We start from the raw sequence: 18180 nt of genomic DNA, 5'->3' as shown, positions 1-18180 counted from the left end.
TGCTCTTGGTGCACTGAAAGAAAAATCCGAAGTAGTCATTGCGCTTCTCCCTTCGGCACAGCCGGAGGTGTCTGTGCAGCGCTCATTTTCAAGGAAGCGTTCTGCATGGAACGCACGTGAGTGATGACGTTCCATCGATCCTCTTCTGTCAGTTGGCTGGCATAAGCCGGCATGTTGTTCTGTCCGTAAGTAAGGACATGGAACATCTGGCCGTCTCTCATCTGCACAGCATGAGGCAACAAGAGAGAGGGGGGCGGGGGAAAGCCTCGCTGTGCAACGGGTCCCATTCCAGCACCGTCAGAGCCATGGCAAACGACGCAGTAGTTACCGAACACCTTGGCACCCCGCTGGAGTGAATTGTTCGTGCCAGGGCCGTATGGATTGCTCAGCTCTGCGCCGGCACGCAATGCGTCTGCCTGGGCCGAGGTGTAATGAAGAACCTGATGTTCTCGCGGGATGGTTCCTGTTGGCGGTGCCTGCAAGGTTTGCCCATCCGAGAAATTGGGGTTACTAGAATACGCGGCAAATCGGGGCGAATGCGCCATATCGGGCAGAAATTCGTAATTCGTGTTGGAAACCGAACTTCGTAGGAACCAGCTCGTGCTTGCCACTGCGACCAGCAACAGGAGTAAGAAAACATTCACAAAAGCGCGCTTGCGTACATTCATGCAGGCACCTCCTCCGCCAGTTGTTCGCGCACAGCGACAGCGCCGAGGGTAAACAACAATCTCGCCACGACCGCTACATCGAAACGAGAGTCGGTTTGCTCCAGCACCAGGGCGAATCGGTCATCTGTAATTCCTTCCACTGGCACCTGCGTCTTTTTTCCCGGAAACAGGCGACACACAATAAAGAATGAAATGACGGCCGACACCGCTGCAAACAGGACCATCACTTCGAAAGTAACGGGCACGAAAGCGGGTAAAGAGTTGAAAGGTTTGCCGCCGACGTTGAGCGGCCAGTCCTGTGCGGTGGTCCAGAACTCAAACCAAACTTTGAGCCCAGCGCCCAACAGTCCTATGGCAAACACTACCCACGGAATACGAGAAGGAGAGAGCGCCATCGCCCGCTCGATCTCGTGACTGCCATGCGGACCGAAGACATCCACAACTTTGTAACCGCGTTGACGGGACGCTTCGATTGCCTGAATGGTTTTTTCTTCATTCTCAAAGACTCCGATCAATCTACGGCTAGACATGCTGGACCTCCACCGGGTTTCCATCCCGGTCGCCAACCTGTGAGTGCGGCCAGGTGTGCTTAAGTACACCCTTCACTTCCGCAACCGCGATTACGGGCAAAAACCTACAGAACAACAGGAAACAGGTGAAAAACAGGCCGAAACTGCCGAGCAACGTGGCCACTTCGATCCGCGTTGGCGCGTAGCTTGACCAGTTTGAAGGCAGAAAATCGCGATGCAGTGATGTAACGATGATGACGAATCGTTCGAACCACATACCGACGTTCACGAATAGCGAGATGGCAAAGATCGCGCCCACCCTCGTGCGGATGTGAGGAAACCACAGTAGCTGCGGGATAATCACGTTGCAGGCGACCATGACCCAGTACGCCCAGGCGAATGGCCCGAGCGCTCGATTCGCAAATACGAACTGCTCGTACTGGTTCCCGCTGTACATAGCGGTGAAGAATTCCGTCGCATATGCCAGCCCAACAATGCCGCTGGTTGCGATTACCAACTTGCACATGGCACCGAGATGCCGCAGCGTGATGTAGTTTTCCAGACGCATCAACTTGCGGGCGATGATCATTAGGGTCAAGACCATGGCCATGCCGCTGAAGATGGCGCCCGCAACGAAGTACGGCGGAAAGATAGTTGCGTGCCATCCTGGCATCACGGCGGTAGCGAAATCCCAACTGACGATGGTGTGGACGGAGATAACCAGCGGTGTGCCCAGGCCAGCGAGCATCAGGTACACAACCTCGTATCTCTGCCATGTTCGGTATGAACCCGTCCAACCGAGCGAGAGAAAGCCGGCGATCTTTCGCCGCCACCAGGACGCCGACTTGTCGCGAATGGTCGCAAAGTCCGGGAGCAACCCGATGTACCAGAACATTGCGGAAACTGTGAAGTAAGTGGAAATGGCAAAGAAATCCCACACGAGAGGGGAGCGGAAGTTTACCCACAGGGGTCCGCGGAAGTTTGGATACGGCATCATCCAGTAAGCGAACCAAGGGCGTCCGGTGTGAATGATCGGGAAAATTCCGGCGCACATGACGGCGAAAATCGTCATTGCTTCGGCAGCGCGGTTCACCGATGTACGCCACCGCTGTCGAAGCAGGAAAAGGATGGCCGAGATCAATGTGCCCGCATGGCCGATGCCGATCCAGAAAACGAAGTTGGTAATGTCGAAGGCCCATCCGACCGTTCGGTTTAAACCCCATGTACCGATGCCAGTCGCAATTTCGTAGGTCACGGCGGTTGCGCCCAAGCCGAGCAGTGTTACCGAGGCTGCCAACGCCACAAACCAGAGCGCCGTCGGGCGTCCCTCCATCGGTGCAAGGACATCACGCGTGACCTGGGAGAGTGACCTACGTCCCTCTATTAACGGCCGCGGAGCTGAATCGAGAGTGGATGCGGCTACCGGGGAGATGGCGATATCAGCCATGATGTTCGCCTCCTTTGTTCTCATCACGATTGCGAACGATCGTGAGATAGCCGACCGCCGGCCTGAGATTCAGTTCCGAAAGCACGCGATACCGCCGCGGATCCCGCATCTTCTTAGCTACCTCGCTTTTCGGATCATTGATATCTCCGAAATAGATTGCCTTTGCGGGGCACGATTGTTGACATGCAGTCTGAATATCGCCATCCGCGATATCCCTACCCTGGCATTTGGCGTCGATCCTGGCAGCTTCAATGCGCTGCACACAAAAACTGCACTTCTCCATGACGCCGCGTGACCGAACAGTCACATCGGGATTGAGCACCAGGTTCTGAAGTTTGTCGTCGCGTGAGTAGTTGAACCAGTTGAAGCGCCGCCCCTTGTAGGGACAGTTGTTTGCACAGTAACGCGTGCCGACGCAGCGGTTGTAAACCTGCTGCGAAAGCCCTTCCTCACTATGCACCGTCGCAAGTACGGGGCACACCGTCTCGCAGGGTGCATTCTCGCATTGCTGACACATAACGGGCTGGAAAGCGACATCCACGCGGCCGTCAGGACGATTGGAGTAGTACCGGTCTATACGCATCCAATGCATCTCGCGGTTGCGGCGGATTTCGTCCTTACCGACCACGGGAATGTTGTTCTCGGCCTGGCAGGCGATCACACATGCAGAACAACCGCTGCATGCCTCGAGATCTACGACCATAGCCCAACGATGTCCTTTGTATGGATGGTCAGCCGGCCAAAGATCCTCGCGTTCCTCGTGCTCATGTACTCCCGCATTTGGATTTTGCTTGTAGGCCGCCAACGTGGTTTCCTGGATTATTGGGCGTGGCTCGGGATTAAGCTTCGCCAAGGTCTCCGGAACGGAAAGCTCGTGATGCAATTGCGTGGAAGCGAGAATCTGACGGCTACCGGTTTTTTGGATCCGAACAGGCAATTCGAAACGACGCGTGCCGGCGAACACCACGAATCCAGCCGCGTTCTTTCCGACGCAGCCATCAGTTCCAACGCTGGGGAGTGCGTCGATCCAGTGCGGTCCGATATTTGCGAAGCGCTTGCTGAGGACGCTGCCGTAACCAAGTGGCACCGCGACTACGTCATTGTGCTGCCCCGGTTGGATATACGTTGGAAGTTCGAGCGAAAGTTGTCCGGAAGAGATCCTGACAACATCGCCCTCGGCTAATCCCATCTTCGTGGCGGTAGCCGGCGACACGCAGGCGTAGTTGTCCCAGGTCACCTTTGTGATCGGGTCAGGCAATTCATGCAGCCAGGAATTGTATGCTTCCGAACCACCGCGCATCGCCATCGTCGGATAGAGGACGAGCGAGTAAGCACCTGATTCGCGCGACGCGGCCTTCTGCTCAACTCCCACGGGTGTTGCGTGAAACGCAGCAACATTCCGCAGCGCCGGTGCGAGTTCGAAGAAGCCATCTTGGATGCTCCGATCCCAAAATGCATCGAAACTCGCCGCGTACTTCTGACGCGGGAAATACGCCATCTTCCAATACTGCCGCATTATTTCTTGATCGCTTGCGGAAGTACCCATCCATTTCGACAGCGTTTTCGCTAACGTTCGCGTTTGTCCGAATTGTTGCACCATCGGCTGGCTCGACGTAATGATGCCAGCAACAGGTTCAGCATCACTCCAGGTCTCGAGAAAGTGAGGTCCGGGGGCGACGTACTTCGCGAGAAGCGAGGTTTCATCCATCCGCTGCGCGAAGCTGATAACCAGCGGCACATGCTTGATGGCGTCGATTGCGAATGGCAGATCGAATACCGGATTAACTCCCGCCACGAGTAATGCGTCGACTTTCCCCTGCTGCAATTCGTCAAACAGAGCGGACAACGCCTGATCGCTCCCGACGGCCTGATAGGAGGGAGAGGTTAGGTCAACGGTAGTCCCATAATTCCCAAGCAGGTGGTTCAGGCGGTTGATGACTAGCTGTTCGTCGACATCGTTGGAGCCGCTGACAACAATCGAACGTCCGCGGGTTTCCCATAGCTTCCTGGCTACTTTCTCGATGGCACTTGGCGGAACCGACAACTGTCGTGCTGGCAAACCTGTTCGGCCGTTGGCGAGCGACTCGATGCGATCCGCAATCTGCCGCAGTAGTTCGCTGCGCTCTGCGGGGCCAATCGTGTAACGTTCGTCGGCTTTGCTGCCGGTAAGTGACATACGTGATTCGAACTGCACGTGCCACGAACAGCTAGACCTTGCGCCATTCAGTTTTCGGCCTTCACGGTAGGCGGCCGTGTATTCGACGGGGGAAAGCCACGTGCCGAGGAAATCGGCGTCGACTGCCACAATCACTGCAGCCCGGTCAAAATGGAAGTGCGGGACCGCACGAATGTTGTGCGTTCTCTCATGCGCATCGAGAATCGCCGAATACGAGACCGCATCGTACTGAACGTGTTTTGCGTTCGGAAACGTATTGAGGAACTGGTCAACGACAGATCGCGTTGTGGGACTTGTAATGGAACCCGTCAGCAAGCGAAGCGATCCGCCCTTCGCCCGCAGATCCGAAAACGCGCTGGTTACCTCGGTATCAAGCGCCTCCCATGCGACCTCCTTGCCATCGCGAAGTGGTGACTTCAGTCGTTGCGAATCATAGAGTCCAAGTAAAGATGCTTGTCCGACTGCACACAGCCCTCCACGGGAAAGCGGATGCTGTGGGTTACCTTCCAGCTTGATCGGCCTGCCATCGCGCACCTTGGCAAGCACGCCACAACCTGCTGAACAGCCGCCGCACGTGGTTGCGTAGTGCAGCGAAGTACCTGGAACCAGTTGCTCCGGCTGTACCAGCATCGGAATCGCGTTCTGCACGGGGGCACGGCTGCAACCCGTGGTTGCAGCCACGGCTGCCGCAAACCCGGCGACATGCAGGAAGTCGCGACGCTTGAGCATGAACGTGCCACGCGGGAGTTCCTCGGCGAATTCGCCATCACCAGGCACAGTCGATTTATCTGGGCCCTTCCAGTAGCGAGATCTATCGTTTCCGTTCACAGCACCCCTCAGTAATGACAGGTTGAGCAGTCCGTTGAAGCGTATACGCGGCGAGTGACCGGCTTTGCACCCGTGAAGGCCGGCGCAGGCGCGGTAGTGAAGTTCCCTTTCCCGTCGAGACCTGCGCCGTTCACACCGCGGTGGCAGTTAACGCACCAGCCCATACTCAGATCGCCTGACTGGCGCACGCGTTCCATAGTTTCTACCGACCCGTGACAGGACTGGCACGTCACGCCGGCGTTCACGTGCGGTCGATGATCGAAGTACACAAAGTCGGGCAGGTTATAGACCTTCGTCCAACGGATGGGTTGGAGCGGGCGGGTGTAATCGCGCTGGAGCTTTTCGTCAAGTGCAAGAGCGTCGTACAGCTTCTTCAGTTCCGGAGAGACGATGCGTCTGGGAGAGCGTTTCTCCTGCTGGGCGAGCTCATCTTCGGCCCTAACCGCGCCTCGTGTCGCCGTAACAAAGCGGTGGCAATTCATGCAGGTACTGGCTGCCGGGATACCTGCGTGTCGGCTGCGTTCTGCACCCGAGTGACAATACAGGCACTGCACTTGCAGCTCGCCCGCATGGAGGCGATGCGAGAATGCAATCGGCTGCGCGGGCTCGTAGCCTTGCTGATTCCCCGGAAGGTGGACCATCGCAAGATTCGGTGCCGCTGTAAGCAACGCAAACACCAATCCAACGACGAGCAGTATCGTCGCCACCCGACTGCCTGCCGCATTAAGTAACCCATTCAGCATCGCCTACCCCTTCGTTACCGAAGCCGCCTTTGCCACTGCGCCGGTTTGGAGATTGCGTTTCCATAGTGGTGCGATTCGCCGAATTCCATACCACCGGACTAACTCCGGCTTGCGCCACAGGTACGGGAACGGCGCCACGATTACGTGGACTAGGCGCGTAAACGGGAATAGGGCGATAATCAGCCAAGCATTGGTGATGTGCTGTTTGACCGTCCAAGGCAGAGTCGTAAGGTAAGTGGTATCTGGGTTGAACTTGAAGATGGAGAAGATGTACGGAGAGGCCGACGCGGCGAACCACGACGAACCCCACGGGTGAAACACCGAGATGTAAATTCCCAGTGCGGCTTGAAATACGAGTAGGCCCAGAACCACCCAATCGGCAACGCTGGTCACAATACGCGCTTTGCTCGTGAACACGCGCCGGTGGATAGCACTGCACAACCCGATCAGCGTCATTAGTCCAAACACCAGAGCGCTGATCTCGAGCACGTAAAGGCGGGCAGGACGATTGTTCCACCACAGCACTTGCCTCGGCAGCAGGAACCCGATCAGATGCCCGACGAACAGGGCGAGAATGCCATAGTGGAAGCTAACGAGACCCCAGAAATGCTGCCCGTTTTCCAAAAACTGCGACGATAAGCTGGAATAAGTAAATGGTGCCTTACGGTATCGCTCTATCGTGACTAGCAGAAACGTGAAAATCGCCACATACGGCAGAACAGCAAACGAAAACATATCGAGCAGGGCGGTGGTAGTCATAGCGCGACCTCCTCCGGCAGGACAGGAAGTTCAATCTTCGTTTCCGGAAGTGAAATCTCCGGAAAGTCGTTACGCAGCATCACGGCGACGCACGTCAGTAGGTCCTCGTAGACATTGTTCTTTCCCTGGAGAGCCTGGATCATCTTCACCAGCGCAGGTAAAACGATGGCACCGGCGAAATCGGCAGCGCGCCCCGCCTCCATCGTCGGCAAAAGACGAAGGGTATAAGTGAGGTGATCGGGCAATTCCCCTTCTTCCCTGATCTCGGCAGCACGCAATTCTTCACGTAAACGAACGAGGAGAAGCCCGCGCTCGTAGTTTTCCCCGAACAGATGCCAGCCCACCTCAAGCGAGCACACCGGATTGAGGTCGAACGTCTGGGTGAAGAGTTCCTGCTGTGCTTCGACCGAAAGTGTCTCCATCACTTCGCGGAAGGATGCAATGCGCAGATGGCAATCACCCGGCAGTGCTGCGATGATGCTCTCGAAATCAGGCATTTCCTTTGTCAGTGGATAGCTGAGCAATGCCGCAAAGCAACCGTATGCACGCTTCTGCATCACATTCCCCTCTGCGGCGCACCCACAAATCCGAAGCCTGTGCTGGCCTTGTGTTCGTAGGGGTCCTTCATCATTTCCAGCGCTTCTTCACGGTGCATGGGCGGAATTACGAAACGGTCGTCGAATGTGCAGAGCGATGTTAGTTTGTAGATTGCTTCTGCTTCGCAAGGCGAGCAGTCGGCCTCCGCCAGCATGCGCTGCGCGGTTTCCATACTTATGTCGCCGACAGTAACCGCTCGCCTGTACCACCGCACCGCCTTCTGCTTGCGCAATGCATAGCGCACCTTGCTTTCCTGATTGCAGCCCATCAACCTGGCCAGGTAAGCGATCGGCACACGAGAACTTTCAATGTCGTGGAAGAACTCAGTCGTGTTGTTGTCGATAACGTCGTTCTGCTTATTCGCCATCACCGGCGACATTGGAGGAACATAGAACAACATCGGAAGCGTGCGATATTCCAGGTGCGGAGGAAGCGCCATCTTCCACACCTTGACGAACTGATACACCGGCGACTTTTGCGCCGATTCGACAACCGAATCGTGGACTCCGCTGGTGCGGGCGGCTGCGATCACCTCCGGATCGAATGGATCCAGAATGAGCGAGCGCTGTCCCTCAATCAGTTGATCATCGGGAAGCTTCGCGACTTCCTCGATGCGGTCCGCGTCGTAAAGCAAGACGCCCAGATAGCGAATGCGGCCGACGCACGAATGGAAACACGCAGGAGCCTGGCCGGTTTCCAGGCGTGGAAAACAGAGGATGCACTTCTCCGATTTGCCTGTGGCCCAGTTGAAGTAAGTCTTCTTGTAGGGACAAGCCGCTACGCATGCACGCCATCCGCGGCAGCGCTTCTGGTCTATCAGAACGATTCCGTCTTCCCCGCGCTTATATAAGGCACCCGACGGACACGCCGCGACACAGGCCGGATTCAAACAGTGATTACATATACGCGGGAAGTAGAAGAACACCAGTCGCTCGGTAGCGAACAATTGTTCGCGCTGTTCGGGTGTCAACGCCTCCAGGTTCGGGTCATTCTCGGCGTAAACAGGGGAGCCGCCGAGGTCATCATCCCAGTTCGGTCCAGCCTCGATATTGATGTACTCGCCCGTAACCATCGAGATAGGCCGAGCCGTGGGCTGATCCGCACCTTCCGGAGCGTTGAAGAGGTGCTGATAATCGTAGGTCCACGGCTCGTAATAGTCGTCCATGGTGGGCTGGTTCGGGTTATGAAAGATCTTAAAAAGTGCGTCGCCTTTGTTTTGCGACTTGAGGCCGATCTCGTCGCCTTTCTTTTCCCATCCGCCTTTGTACTTGCCTTGATCTTCCCATGCTGTTGGATAGCCTGTTCCGGGCTTTGTTTCCACGTTGTTCCACCACATGTATTCCGTCCCGCGACGGTCCGTCCAAATATTTTTGCAAGCGATGGAACAGGTGTGGCACCCGATGCACTTGTCCAGATGGAACACCATCGAAACCTGCGAACGCACATTCATCGTCATCTCCCCTTCGGCCTACCACTTCAATTCCGGAAGTTTGCGCACGAGCACGTGCGTATCACGGTTGCAGCCGATCGGTCCCCAATAGTTAAAGTGGAACGTGAACTGGCCGTAGCCGCCGCACATCAGGTTTGGCTTTAACCGGGTACGTGTGAGGCTGTTGTGTCCACCCGCGCGCTTGTGTCCTCGTAACGGCGACGTCGGGACCGAATACGTGCGCTCCGGCGAGTGGTACTGAATGCAAATCCCCCTGGGGATTCGCGCACTCACGGCGGCACGCGTCACTACCACGCCGTTATCGTTATGCACCTCGACCCAATCGTTGTCCTCGATGTTGATCTCCGCCGCGTCCTTGTCGTTCATCCAGAACGGTTCCACGCCGCGCGAAAGTGTCGTCATGCGCTGGTTGTCGCCGTAGGTAGAGTGAATGTGCCACTTGCCGTGCGGCGTCAGGTAATTCAGCATCTTCGTGGCGTTGTCCGGCAGGCTGTACCAAATATCGTTGTACTTCACCGGCAACGGCTTCGGTTTGTAAGTCGGAAGGTGCTCGCCGAAGTCGATGTACATCTGGTGATCGAGGTAAAGGTGTTGGCGGCCGGTGAGCGTGCGCCATGGCACCATGCACTCCACGTTGTAGGTGAACGGCGAATACGCCCGCCCGTTCTCGATCAGGCCTGACCACATCGGGCTGTTGATGAATCGCCTTGGCTGTGACTGCAGGTCTTTGTAGCTGACGCGCATGCCACGATTGCGCTCAGCGAGATGAGCCAGTGGCACCCCTGCCTTTTCTTCGATGTTTTTATATGACCTATAGGAAAGCTCGCCGTTCGTAACGGTCGCGAATCGCAGGATGAGGTTGCACGCATGCTCATCTTCCTTCAACGAAGGGAAGCGCTTCCCTTCCCATTCCACTGATGGACACTCACCTAGCGCAGCCTCGTACTCGTCCTTCACGTCGTAGTGCGTGCCATGCGCACCCAGTCCACTCGCCGGAACTTGAGGCCCGAACGAAATAAACTGGTTGTACAAATTGCGGTAGTCGCGCTCGACTATTTTCAGCCCCGGCATCGTCTTGCCTGGGATCGCCTCGCACTCCCCTTTGCTCCAATCTCGGATCGCAGCTTGAGCGATTTCGGCTGCCGTGTCGTGCGCTAGCGGCATAGCAACGATGTCGCGCACCGGCTCCGGAAAATGCTTTGGCGCCAGTTCCGAAACCTTTTTTGCAATGGCTCGAAAGATCTGCCAGTCACTCTTCGACTCCCACGACGGAGGCACAGCGGGCGACAGTGGATGAATGAAGCTGTGCATGTCTGTTGAGTTCAGGTCTGCCTTCTCGTAGAAAGTGGCAGCCGGAAGCACGATGTCCGAGTACAGCGCGGACGTATCCATACGGAAGTTCAGATCGATGATGAGGTCCATCTTCCCTTCCGGGGCTTCCCTCGTGTACTCGACTTCCTCAACGCTGTCGCCTGCGATGTCTTTCGAAATCAGGTTCGAGTGCGTGCCCAGATAATGTTTCAGGAAGTATTCGTGACCTTTCGCGCTGGCCATCAACGCATTACCGCGCCAGATGAACCACACGCGCGGCCAGTTCTCCGGAGCATCTGGATCTTCAACCGCGAATTTCAAGTTCTTGTTCTTGAGCTGCTGTACGGTGTAGTCAACGATTTCTTCGTTCGTATGCCGACCGGCTGCTTCCGCCTCGCGCACTAGATCCAGTGAGTTCTTGTTGAACTGCGGATAGAACGGCAGCCAGCCGCTCCTGACCGCACGTACCTGGAGATCGATCGTGTGCCCTTTTGCGAGCGAACCGTTGCCGTTCGCCTGCGGAACGGTGTGATAGTCCGTGAACGATCGCTCATACCGCCACTGATCCGTGTTGACGTAATGCCAGCTCGGAGCATTCTGTAGACGCGATGCCGGGATCCAATCCTTTCCAAAGGCAATTGCCCCCCAAGACTCGCCCGGAGCAAGCTTTTCCTGACCCACGTAGTGCGCCAAGCCACCGCCGTTGACTCCGATGCAACCGCAGAAGATGAGTGCATGGATCGCGGAACGATACATCAGATTGCCGTGATACCAGTGGTTGATCCCGGCACCGATGATCACCGTACATTTGCCATTGGTCGCCGCTGCTGTGTTGCCCCATTCACGCGCGAACCGAATCAGCGTGTCGCGCCCCATACCGGTGTACTTTTCCGACCATGCCGGAGTGTACGGCTGTGTCGGATCGTCATAGTTCGTGGGATACTCTCCGGCCATCCCTCGCGACACTCCATATTGCGCAAACAGCAAGTCGTAAACCGTCGCAACCGTTACGGTGTTTCCGTCGGAAGTGGTCACTCTGCGCACTGGGACGCAACGCTTTACGCGACGACCTTCGCCAAAGTCATCGAATGCGACGCACGCAACGTCATCGCGATCGTCCAGAAACGACAACACTGGATCGATCTCGCTACCGTCAACTCCGTCCTTCAGCAGCAGGTTCCACTTGCCTTTTTCTTTTCCCCACCGAAACCCAGAACTGCCCATCGGCATCTTCGGGCGGTTCTCTTTGGCGTCCCACATCAAGAACTTCCAGTCGCCGTTCTCGATGTTTTCGTAACCGCGCAAACGGTTGGCCCGAAGCATCTGTCCCGCATGGAACTCGCCTTCCGCTTCCTGTAACTCAACTAGGTATGGCGCATCGCTATACTTCTTCGCATATTCGAGGAAGTACGGCGTTGGTTTTTCGTAATGAAATTCCTTTAACAGAACGTGATTGACGGCCATCCACCAGGCGCCATCCTGTCCTGCGTTGATCGCTACCCATTCATCCGCGTATTTCGATACCTGCGCAAAATCGGGCGTGAACACCCACATCTTGGAGCCGTTGTGGCGGGCCTCGGCCGCAAAGTGGCAGTCTGGAGTACGCGTCATGTTCAGGTTCGAACCCATCACCGCGAGCAGCTTTGCGTTGTACCAGTCGGCCGACTCCTGAACGTCCGTCTGTTCCCCCCACGTTTCGGGTGAAGCTGGAGGAAGATCGCAGTACCAGTCGTAGAATGAGAGAGATACTCCGCCCATCAACTGCAACATCCGGGCACCGCCGGCGTAGCTGATCATGGACATCGCCGGGATCGGCGAGAATCCCGCAATGCGATCGGGGCCGTATTTCTTGATCGTGTAGATCTGCGCAGCGGCCATCAACTCCAGGACGGTGTCCCAGTCGGCCCGGCGGAATCCACCTTTGCCGCGTGCTCGTTGCCAACGTCTCCTCGACTCCGGATTTTCCACCAGCGATTTCCAGGCATCGACCGGATCGTCGAATTGAGTCCGAGCTTCCTTCCACAGGTCAAGCAGTGCTCCGCGCGTGTACGGATATTTCACACGCAACGGGCTGTACAAATACCAGGAATAGGAAATGCCGCGCTGGCATCCGCGAGGTTCGTACGGCGGAAGACCGGTCTCCAGCAACGGGTAATCCAACCCCTGCATCTCCCACGTCACGATCCCGTCCTTAACGTGAATCTGCCAGGAACATCCGCCAGTGCAGTTAACCCCATGTGTGGAACGCACTATCTTGTCGTGCTGCCAACGGTTCCGGTAGAACTCTTCCCAACTCCTCAGTCGTGGATCGACTTCGTCCTTAATCCAGGAAATCGCGTCGCGCGTCTTCACTTGTCACCTCTTGAGTTGTTGACCAATTGGCGGCGCACGCCGCGAAATCGTTTCTTCCATACCCCATCAAGGACGACCAATCCGATCACAGTGGCTCCCATTCCGATCAGCAGAAAGTTCAGACGCGCGGTCGTGTCGTCGCTGCCGCCGTTCTTTGCAGTGGATTCGAAATAGGCCAGCAGTGGAAGAATGTCATCGCCGTGCAGCGGAGTTTTCTTGAAGGTCGGAGTCATCGTCGGACTTGCCGGGTTCGTCATCCATGCACCCAATCCCTTCCGTCCTTGCAGGCGCTCGTAAACCAACGTCAAGTCAGGCCCCAGCCTTCCACCACTTAGGCCGCCAAGACCACGGACGGTGTGGCAGGAAATGCAGGCGGGCCCGCCGTTGCGCAGCGCTTGGGTCCCGGTGAAAATGGCTCGGCCAGTTTCAATGTCACGTGACGTAAACGGACGATCACTGATCTGCGTTCCGGCAAATTGTGATTTTGGCAGCTTCGACTCCGCTTCAATCAGGGCAAGCAGCGCTTGTACTCGAGCAGCGTCAAGGCCCAACGTGGGCATCACGACGCCTTGAGCGTCCTTTTGAAGTTGCACCGCATACGGGTCGCCCGAATCGATTACCGCCTTAGGTCCTTGCACGAACTGTGTCAGCCATGCGCGGTCTTTCCGTTGAGTGACGTTCTTGAGATCGGGACCGACCAGGCGGCCGCCGCCAATCGTGTGGCAACTGGCACAGCTTTGACGGAAGGAATCGGCGGGTGATTGCGCGGGCGCGGCAGCACAAAGAGCAAGGACAACGAGCTGCACGCAAATGATGATTGATCGAACGTTCGTTCTACTCTGCCGATCCAGTAATTCAGTGCGGAATTCAGGGTTCACCCGAACCTCCCGTGTCTCTATATCGCGATACGATATTCCATGTGCGAATGAGGCCCGGCCAGTGTGGAATAGCATTTATCAATTTCTTGGGGCCTTTGCATATGACAAATGTCACGATCAGATTTTTCTGAATGCAGGATGGACAACAAAGCTTCGGTCAGGTGGTGGACCGGAAAATACGATGACCTGTCGGGCCTTATAGTCTTGCCTGCTCTGACACAACGGGCACACCACATGAAATGGTTTTACGGCTGGCAGCGCCCAGCCAGCGATGTGCGGACCGGATTCCAATTCCAGAAGAGGAATTCTTTCACCGCAGCGTCGACATACCACGCCGAAGTACACAGACGCATCGTCCATTTCTGCCCTCCGCATTCGCAGAGCCACTTACCTCCGCGTGTTACGAAGAATGAAGACCAGATGCGAGGTGCCGAAATGTCCGAACGCGTCACTTTCATTCTAGGATTCGGGTGATATGACTTATGTCACGGTCGGCAGGCGTGTCTTTGATAAACTTCCGCGCTGCGTATTGCTTATCCTCTCGAGAGGTGCCTAATGCCAAAGCCTACGGAACACAACGAGGAATTCCGCCGCAGTTATCCCAAAGTGTGGACCGCGTTCAGCCAATTGGCCGATCAATGTCACACAGGCGGACCACTGGATGAGAAAACACGAAGGCTGGTTAAGGTCGCGCTTGCGATCGGTGCTGGGCTGGAAGGTGCGACCCATTCTGCGGTCCGGCATGCAGTGGAAGGTGGAGTCACCAGAGAAGAGCTAGAACACGTCTCGTTGCTAGCGATCACGACCTTAGGATTTCCCTCCGCAATGAGAGCATTGTCTTGGCTCGACGATGTGCAATAGCAAGCGCTACCGATACGTCCGCGCAAGGCTTCTCGCCAAATTGGGGGCGGGAAGCGGAGAAAATTCCCTAGGTTGACGGCTGCCGGAGAGATCAGCGCTTCCGTTCAAGAAGAAGCTGCGGAAAGTAATCGCGAATCAGGAACATTCCGCGCCACGTCGATTCAGCACGTCTAATAGATCGATTCGGAGCGGCAGCGTTTGATTGACCATAGCGCTTCCGTTCTCCTGCGCAAAAGTTTGCAGCATCATCCAATCCGATTTTGTTTTCGCCCACGCTAAATCCTTGAAAGATAAGAGTCGTAACAAGAATGCACGTGGGCCAAAACGTGCTCATTTAATCCAACCAGTTCCGTGGAGGTAGCATGGCAGGATTCCGAGCGCTCCATTTCCTGAAACAGGCCAGCCTTGTCGTGGCCCTCCTAGCCCTAACCTTCGGTCTTGCGCTTCCAGCGTTTGCCGATATTGTCGTGGTCTCCGGTGTCAACAACCAGGGGACGGATAACGTTCTCCTGAACCCGGCCACCAACGTTCTGACGGTGACCGGCACCGTTGGCGCTAACAATCTTCTCGTCAATTTCACCTCGACGAGCGGCAGTCAATTGCTCAATGCCAACCCTTCGGGGCAAGCAACGGTCTCCGGCGGCACGGGTAACGATCCGTTCTACCAGATCATGTTTGGTCTTGCGGGGGGAAGTACTTTCACCCGTTCCGTTTTCAACATCAACGCCGGGACAAGCGGGAGCGCCGTTATTCACGTCGAGGGCATCAATATCAGTGGTGGCTTTTTCGAGGACGATTTCACCGTCGACGCGAATGGTGAGAACTTCTTCACTGTCACCGCGATAAACGGCCAGCTAATTTCATCGATCGCGCTCACCGCGATCAACGGTGCCACATTCGACGATCTGCGGCAGGTTCGACTCGGCGGCGGAGACATCGCTCCTCCTAGACTTCCTGAACCGGCGTCAATGTCGTTATTCGGCACCGGCTTGGCTGGTCTCGCAGCTATTGCTTTACGGAGACGAAAACTGCAGTGAGCGAAGTAGTGGAAGAGCTTTAGTACGTAAAGCGCGGATTGGGAGTGAACCCCACGACAGCAGGGGGCTCACTCCTTTCTGTTTTAGTTCATACGTTTGGCTCTTCTGAGGTGGAGTTCGGATCGGTTGGTGTAAACATTCACTCATGCACTAAGCAGTCGAGGCCGCACCTCCGGTTGTATAACGTAAATCAATCATCATCATGATGTTCGGCAGACGCATTCATGTGCGACATTTGCGTTGAGCGCGGATCCATTAGAGTGTCTTTATTCCCGGCGTTTGCGCCGTAGGCAGCACCGGCGTTGTACGTATACACAAGCTGTCCGCCGGCATGGCCAACGCGCAGGGCTGCACCTGCGACGAGAAAGCTGCCGATCACTGCTGCCGCCGTTGCCGCCTTCAGCACACTGGGGCGGCGGGACACTGCGGCACCCAACATGACGGCCAGGGTTATGCCGCTCAACCAGACGAACTGAGTTGCGAAGGATTCATGTTCTTTTAGCGCCTGCTTCGGGACGGTAGACTCCACCCGATCCTCCTCTCGCTCACCGGTGTTCACCGCCAGGATGCCGCCTCCAACCAGCACCACCTGAAGCAGAACTACAAGCAACCAACCTCGGGCACGGATGCGTTCAGTCCAAATCGCCCAAGCGAAGCCGATGGCCAGTAGCGGGATTATGAAGGCTAAGCCGAGAGGCAGGTGTACAAGCGCTGGATGCAAAGGTGTTGACGTCACGGTGTTTTCCTCCACTTTGGCGCATAATGAAAACGCGCATGGTGAAGATAGCCACGGGACGTTAACGTTGTCATCGCACGAACGTAAGTGAGGTGTAAGTCGTGGAAGACGATAGAGTTGAATTGCCTCTTCGAACGAATGTTGGATCGTTGCCGACATCATTAGCCATGGCGCTGTTTGCGGTCATTGCCGTGCTCATCGGCATTGACATTGCAATAGATTACCGCTCCGGTACCATGCCGTCCCATGTGCTAGCCGAGGGATTCGTCATGGCGCTCGCCGTTATCGGAATGGCACTCATGTGGCGCCGATTCAATCTCGTTCAGCGGGAGGCCAAGCTTTTACGCGTAGACCTTGAGGCCGCCAAACGAGAGGCTCAACGGTTCCGCGAGGAAGCGCACGAAGCCCTTCGGGGTCTCGGAGAAGCAATTGATCGCCAGTTTGAGCGCTGGACGCTTACTCCAGCCGAGCGAGAAGTCGGACTCCTATTACTGAAGGGACTTACGCATAAAGAAATTGCATCGATCAGATCGACCGGTGAGACGACCATTCGACAGCAGGCGCTCGCCGTATATCGCAAGTCTGGGCTACGGAGCCGAACAGAACTCTCAGCATTCTTCCTGGAAGACCTATTGTTACCAATCTCCCAGCGATAGTCGCCGGACCAACGCCAACTCAGGGTATGCTTGGCATTCGGCAATATCGGGTTCTTCGATGCCAATGCCTCATCTGATGGCGAACACAACGGCTGCACCTCGATGGCGGAGTCTCGCACGTGCTGTTGAGACTCTCCATCCTGCATACTTCGCGATGGTCATGGCGACCGGCATCGTGGCAATCGCTTGCGAGCTAACGGGAAAACCACTTTTGGCGACTGCGCTTACCGTCGTCAATGTCGTTGTGTTCTGCACGCTTTGGCTTCTCACGTTGGCGCGACTCGTCCTTTATCCGAAGGCTCTGTTCCGCGATCTGACCGACCATCAGCGAGGGCCCGGTTTCTTCACCATCGTCGCGGGCACGAGTGTATTGGGACGTCAGTTAATCCTGATCTTCGAGGCATTCCGCCCAGCGACTGCGCTCTTCTGGCTTACGCTACCGCTCTGGGCTGGGTTCATGTACGCCATCTTCACGGGCCTAACAGTCAAGGAGGACAAACCGTCTCTGGCAGACGGAATACACGGTGGTTGGTTGATAGCTGTAGTCGCGACACAAGCGGTATCCAGTCTGGGCACACTACTTTCACCTCGATTTCCGACGCACACAGAGGAATTGTTGTTCCTATCATTGTCACTCTGGCTGTGCGGCGGCATGCTCTACATCTGGGTAATCTCGCTAATTTTTTATCGCTATACCTTCTTCCGCTTCCTGCCCTCCGATCTGATGCCTCCGTACTGGATCAACATGGGTGCAATGGCAATATCGACTCTGGCCGGAGCGGGTCTTATCAAGAACGCTGGTCATGCGGCATTTCTGTCGGAGATGCTGCCATTCCTTAAAGGATTCAGTGTGTTCTTTTGGGCCACCGCCACATGGTGGTTGCCGATGCTGGTGATTCTTGCGATTTGGCGGCACCTGTACAAGAGGTTCCCGTTAACGTACGACCCGCTTTATTGGGGAGCGGTGTTCCCGCTGGGGATGTACACGGTAGCAACCTGGCAGATTGCTGATGCTATGAATCTCCAGTTCTTGCTGGGAATCCCGCGGGTGTTTGTATATGTAGCAATCGCTGCCTGGCTGGGCGCATTTGCAGGTTTCGCCCTCTCGCTGCTACGCGGCCGCCATGATGCAGTGGTTCGCGATTAATACCGCAGATGATTGCCCCTTGCCA

Annotated in this window: 15 protein-coding genes; 3 read left to right on the top strand and 12 right to left on the bottom strand. The window is 56.1% G+C overall.

From position 1 onward, the window contains the following. Window positions 1–35: 35 nt before the first annotated feature. From VN577_04890 to VN577_04840, 11 genes are all read right to left on the bottom strand, one after another. Window positions 36–668, bottom strand: a complete 633-nt coding sequence (locus tag VN577_04890; protein HWR14138.1) for a cytochrome c — start codon at window positions 666–668, stop codon at window positions 36–38. After that, window positions 665–1198 carry a DUF3341 domain-containing protein gene (locus tag VN577_04885; protein ID HWR14137.1) on the bottom strand — a complete coding sequence of 178 codons (534 nt, stop codon included), beginning with the start codon at window positions 1196–1198 and terminating at the stop codon, window positions 665–667. Before VN577_04885 ends, VN577_04890 begins: the two co-directional genes overlap by 4 nt. Then, window positions 1191–2624, bottom strand: a complete 1434-nt coding sequence (gene nrfD, locus VN577_04880; GenBank protein ID HWR14136.1) for an NrfD/PsrC family molybdoenzyme membrane anchor subunit — start codon at window positions 2622–2624, stop codon at window positions 1191–1193. The genes VN577_04885 and nrfD overlap by 8 nt, the downstream gene beginning before the upstream one ends. After that, the gene (locus VN577_04875; GenBank protein ID HWR14135.1) at window positions 2617–5628 is read right to left on the bottom strand and encodes a 4Fe-4S dicluster domain-containing protein; all 3012 of its coding nucleotides are present in this window, start codon (window positions 5626–5628) and stop codon (window positions 2617–2619) included. Before VN577_04875 ends, nrfD begins: the two co-directional genes overlap by 8 nt. Before the next feature lie 8 nt (window positions 5629–5636). After that, on the bottom strand, window positions 5637–6371 hold the full coding sequence (locus VN577_04870; GenBank protein HWR14134.1) for a cytochrome c3 family protein: 735 nt from the start codon (window positions 6369–6371) through the stop codon (window positions 5637–5639). A 3-nt stretch (window positions 6372–6374) separates the two neighbouring features. Then, complete coding sequence (gene narI / locus VN577_04865; protein HWR14133.1) at window positions 6375–7130, bottom strand: respiratory nitrate reductase subunit gamma; 756 nt, start codon at window positions 7128–7130, stop codon at window positions 6375–6377. Continuing rightward, a complete protein-coding gene (locus VN577_04860) occupies window positions 7127–7687 on the bottom strand; it encodes a hypothetical protein (protein ID HWR14132.1) in 561 nt (186 codons plus the stop codon). Before VN577_04860 ends, narI begins: the two co-directional genes overlap by 4 nt. Beyond that, window positions 7687–9177, bottom strand: a complete 1491-nt coding sequence (gene narH / locus VN577_04855) for a nitrate reductase subunit beta (protein ID HWR14131.1) — start codon at window positions 9175–9177, stop codon at window positions 7687–7689. Before narH ends, VN577_04860 begins: the two co-directional genes overlap by 1 nt. A gap of 18 nt (window positions 9178–9195) precedes the next feature. Next, window positions 9196–12840 (bottom strand): nitrate reductase subunit alpha, encoded by a 3645-nt coding sequence (locus VN577_04850; protein ID HWR14130.1) that lies wholly within the window; start codon window positions 12838–12840, stop codon window positions 9196–9198. Beyond that, window positions 12837–13718, bottom strand: coding sequence for a cytochrome c (locus tag VN577_04845; GenBank protein ID HWR14129.1), 882 nt, complete (start codon window positions 13716–13718; stop codon window positions 12837–12839). The genes VN577_04850 and VN577_04845 overlap by 4 nt, the downstream gene beginning before the upstream one ends. Window positions 13719–13963: 245 nt before the next feature. Beyond that, a complete protein-coding gene (locus VN577_04840; GenBank protein HWR14128.1) occupies window positions 13964–14176 on the bottom strand; it encodes a hypothetical protein in 213 nt (70 codons plus the stop codon). Between the two features lie 765 nt (window positions 14177–14941). Between VN577_04840 and VN577_04835 the strand changes: the two genes are divergently transcribed. Continuing rightward, window positions 14942–15616, top strand: coding sequence for a PEP-CTERM sorting domain-containing protein (locus VN577_04835; GenBank protein ID HWR14127.1), 675 nt, complete (start codon window positions 14942–14944; stop codon window positions 15614–15616). A gap of 190 nt (window positions 15617–15806) precedes the next feature. On the opposite strand, the gene VN577_04830 is transcribed toward VN577_04835, so the two are convergent. Then, complete coding sequence (locus VN577_04830; GenBank protein HWR14126.1) at window positions 15807–16352, bottom strand: DUF2231 domain-containing protein; 546 nt, start codon at window positions 16350–16352, stop codon at window positions 15807–15809. 101 nt (window positions 16353–16453) lie between these two features. Here VN577_04830 and VN577_04825 point away from each other — a divergent pair, with 101 nt between their 5' ends. Further along, the gene (locus tag VN577_04825) at window positions 16454–17008 is read left to right on the top strand and encodes a helix-turn-helix transcriptional regulator (GenBank protein ID HWR14125.1); all 555 of its coding nucleotides are present in this window, start codon (window positions 16454–16456) and stop codon (window positions 17006–17008) included. A gap of 58 nt (window positions 17009–17066) precedes the next feature. Beyond that, a complete protein-coding gene (locus tag VN577_04820) occupies window positions 17067–18155 on the top strand; it encodes a tellurite resistance/C4-dicarboxylate transporter family protein (protein HWR14124.1) in 1089 nt (362 codons plus the stop codon). The last annotated feature ends 25 nt before the right edge of the window (window positions 18156–18180 follow it).

This window comes from Terriglobales bacterium, assembly GCA_035561515.1.
GTDB lineage: Bacteria > Acidobacteriota > Terriglobia > Terriglobales > Acidobacteriaceae > DATMXP01.
This window is presented reverse-complemented; position numbering and strand designations above follow the sequence as displayed.